3 protein-coding genes and 1 pseudogene are annotated in these 1,480 nt (G+C 61.8%); all 4 read right to left on the bottom strand.

The window, feature by feature from the left end; translation table 11 throughout:
• Nucleotides 1–265, bottom strand: a 265-nt coding sequence (locus tag ABT116_RS45725) for a hypothetical protein (protein WP_351647063.1), incomplete at its 3' end; no start/stop codon positions are given.
• Nucleotides 266–625 (bottom strand): BlaI/MecI/CopY family transcriptional regulator, encoded by a 360-nt coding sequence (locus ABT116_RS45720; protein ID WP_003944627.1) that lies wholly within the window; start codon nt 623–625, stop codon nt 266–268. It lies immediately after the preceding gene.
• Nucleotides 626–657: 32 nt separating this feature from the next.
• Nucleotides 658–990 (bottom strand): M23 family metallopeptidase, encoded by a 333-nt coding sequence (locus tag ABT116_RS45715; protein ID WP_351647059.1) that lies wholly within the window; start codon nt 988–990, stop codon nt 658–660.
• A gap of 18 nt (nt 991–1,008) precedes the next feature.
• Nucleotides 1,009–1,480 (bottom strand): annotated as a pseudogene (locus ABT116_RS45710) (preprotein translocase subunit SecA); the annotation flags it as partial.

Genomic DNA, 1,480 nt, shown 5'->3' with positions numbered 1-1,480 from the left:
CCCCGATCCAGGGAGCCATCGCGTGCTGGAAGGCAGTGAAGCATCGCACGAGGGCCTCGGAGAGCCCTTCCGCTGGTGCATGGCTCGGCCACAGAAGGATCACTACTGCCGATACGGCAAGGAATCCCAGACCCACGATACTGCCGATCCATGCCGCGAGAATCGCTGCAGGAGCCAGAGTGGTCGATTCGAAACGCCGCAACACCTTGGGCATGAACGCTCCGATGAGCACGGCCCCGAGAAAGAGGACTGCGGCGAGAGTCATCTACCGAACCTTGCCGTGATCCAGCGCTCGCCGCAGTGCCTCGTATTCGTCATCCGAGACGTTTTGCGCGAAGTGCAGAAGCGCTGAAACAGAGTCGTTGCTGTTGTCGAGTAATTCGCGCATGGCCAGTGAGGTCGCTTCATCGCGGCTACGCGATGGCGAATAGATGTACGCGCGGCTTCGTTTTTCCCTCTGCACCCAACCTTTTTCGTGAAGGTGCGTCACGACGGTCAAGATCGTGGTGTATGCCTTCGGGGCGCCGCCCTCGAAGCGGTCGACCAGATCCCGCACAGACTGCGGCTCTTCTGCATCCCACAGGAGATCCATCACTTCGGATTCGAGCCCGCCGAGCCTCTTCATCTTCCTTCCCCCTTCGAAAATCGTCGATTGCGTCAGTCACTGATGGCCGGAGGCTGAATCTGTACCCCGCGCGCGTCCAACCATGCCATGGGATCGACCTTCTGGCCGTCTGCCTGCCACACCTCGTAATGCAGATGTGGCCCTGTTGATTGTCCTCTGTTTCCTACCGTCGCAATCAATTCTCCGGCACGCACCTTTTGACCCGCGGTTACCAGAGTCTCGTTGATGTGTCCGAAGACCCCGATTGTCCCGTCATCCTGCAGGATACGGACCCACAGTCCGAAACCCGACGCAGGTCCGGACTCGAGTACCGTACCGTCGGTCACGGACACGATAGGTGTACCAATCTCATTGGCAATGTCCAACCCGTAATGACTGGTTGCTCAGCGCTTGCGCTTGGACTTCGGAGCTCGATTGCTCTTCGACTGCGTCCGCGCTGCTTCACGACGTTCGCGACGCGAGGCGGCGCCGTCACCGGAGTCGGCGGCCGAGTCGCGAGTTGCCTTCGCCTTGCCGTCCTCGTCCGGGCCGGTGTACGTCAGTCGTGACGGACCTTCGTCGTCAAGTCCCTTGGCGCGCAACGCCGTCGGGGCAGCAGTTCCGGCAGTCCTGGCCGCAGCTTCCTGCGTCGGGAGCGGCTTGGGCGCCGTGGCCGACGCCGCGGCGGCCGAGCCTGCGGTGACGGAAATTCCGCTCGCGGGCTGAGCCGGCGCTGCCTCGACCTGGAGATTGAAGAGGAATCCGACGGACTCTTCCTTCAATCCGTCGAGCATGCCGATGAACATGTCGTAACCCTCGCGCTGGTACTCGACCAATGGATCGCGCTGGGCCATCGCACGCAGACCGATTCCCTCC

This window comes from Streptomyces sp. NPDC002130 (assembly GCF_040296465.1).
GTDB lineage: Bacteria > Actinomycetota > Actinomycetes > Streptomycetales > Streptomycetaceae > Streptomyces.
This window is presented reverse-complemented; position numbering and strand designations above follow the sequence as displayed.